We start from the raw sequence: 2,038 nt of genomic DNA on the forward strand, positions 1-2,038 counted from the left end.
GCTACTGGCAGTCATCTTATGATTTTTTAAGAATATATCTGAAGCAAATATGAATTCATCATCAAAGAGATTTCAATTAGTAAGCTATAGTCAATTTATAAAAATAATAGGTCCACATTTACCACTATTAGTACTAATATTCAATTCTATTTTGGATCAGTGTGACGGACTCTCTTTTGTAGATTCAAGTAGTATAGAGGTATGTAAGAGATACCGTATTTCAATGAATAAAGTGTTCGCCGGCATAGCAGCAAGCAGTAAGACAACAAAAGGTTGGTTCTATGGACTTAAACTACATCTAATAATTAATAGAGCCGGTGGTATAGTTAAAGCATCTTTTAGCCCTGGCAATAAGGATGATAGAAAACAGCTGGAACTGATAATCAAAAATCTTTTTGGTAAAGTATTCGGAGATCGTGGTTATATTTCGCAACAATTATTTCTACAACTTTTAGAGCAAGGAATTTTTATGGTAACTAGGGTAAAGAAAAATATGAAAAATAAACTTATGTCTATGTTGGATAAAATATTATTGCTTAAAAAAGCATTAATAGAATCTGTGTTTAGTAAAATTAAACTATTGGGGAAGTTTGAGCATTCAAGGCATAGATCAGTTACAAATGCCTTTGTGCATATGGTTGCAGCACTGATAAATTATCAAATGTCTGATAATAAACCTTCTATTACATCTCTCTTGATATGCTAAATCCTATGCTATATTAATTCGAAACTCGCGTTAAGTAATTGACGAAGCAAGGAAGAAAAAAAATGCTATGCATTTTTTTTATTATTTTTCTGGATTGCCACGCAGCCTATGGCTGCTCGCAATGACGTTTCGTCCTAAAATAAATATTATCAGACTTGTCATTGTCCCTATAAATACTCCCTTCAGGTTAAAATATTTTAGGTATAAAGAATAATATTCCCACGTTAAAAAAGTAGCTGCTCCGCCGAGTGATGATAAAGCCATTGCGGTTTTAGATGTTCTGATACCAAAAAGTGTTGTTATTAACGGTATTAATATTACCGGTCCCCAAAAACCGGTAAAGAACACTACTAAGTCAATTACATTACTAAATTTTAAAGCTACAATTATTGCAAAACTTCCTATTATAATGTTAATAATTCGAGCAATTAATAATAATTTTTGCTGATTTTTTACTTTAAGTATAGGGTTAATTATGTCCTTAACGAGAGCTATAGAAGTAACGTTTAAATCAGAATCGGCAGTAGACATAACGGCAGCTAAAAGGCCGCTCATTACTATCCCTTGAATTAAAGTCGGGATGATTTGGTTGATTAAATAAGGTAATACTAAATTTGACGGTTGGTTTGGATAAAGCTTATAAGCAATTAAACCGTTTAAAGTAATGCAAATCAAGAAGAAAAAATATATAGCAGATTTTGCATATATTGCTTTAGTTGTTTGCGTAGGATTTTTATTAATTAAAGCTCTTTGGATAAATGTAGGATATAGATTCATGACGCTAAAGCTTAAAGCTGCTGCAATCGTATAAGAAAGTAAGTTGCTCTGATCAAAATTCGTGCTTGATAAGCTACCGATAAAATCTACAAAATTAACTTTATTTGAACTGATAAAAGTTATGGTTGGTATAGCGATTATCATCGCCAAAAATTGTAGTAAATTAGTAAAAACAATAGATTGTAAACCGCCTATTGTAGTATATATAAGTACTATACTATAACTTAAAATTACCCCATTTACATAATTTATTTCTAAGATATATTGAAAAATATAGCCGCTTACGCTTATTTGAGCAGCCAAAAACCCCACTGAAACAATGACTGAGCTAACACCGCCGATAAAACGACCGATATTACCGTAATATGTACTCATAATGTCGCCGATACTTTCAGCTCCGTAATGTTTGGCAATTAAAGGCACTATATAGATCGCAATTAATATATCTATAGGTATTGTAAGTATAAGAGCGTAAGCATAATATTCATGCCCCAAAAAAGCCTTTTCCATAATGCCGAAAGTCGTAGCTCCTCCGACAGAGCTTGCAAATATCGT

2 protein-coding genes are annotated in these 2,038 nt (G+C 32.1%); one reads left to right on the forward strand and one right to left on the reverse strand.

Translation table 11 applies throughout. The features are described 5' to 3' along the window. Positions 1–49 precede the first annotated feature (49 nt). Positions 50–706: an IS982 family transposase gene (locus tag REIS_RS10195; protein WP_050755412.1), complete on the forward strand. Its 657-nt coding sequence runs from the start codon at positions 50–52 to the stop codon at positions 704–706. Positions 707–787: 81 nt separating this feature from the next. On the opposite strand, the gene REIS_RS10200 is transcribed toward REIS_RS10195, so the two are convergent. Beyond that, the coding region (locus tag REIS_RS10200) for a sodium:solute symporter (protein ID WP_040614909.1) at positions 788–2,038 on the reverse strand (1,251 nt) is incomplete at its 5' end.

This window comes from Rickettsia endosymbiont of Ixodes scapularis, assembly GCF_000160735.1.
Lineage (GTDB): Bacteria > Pseudomonadota > Alphaproteobacteria > Rickettsiales > Rickettsiaceae > Rickettsia > Rickettsia tamurae.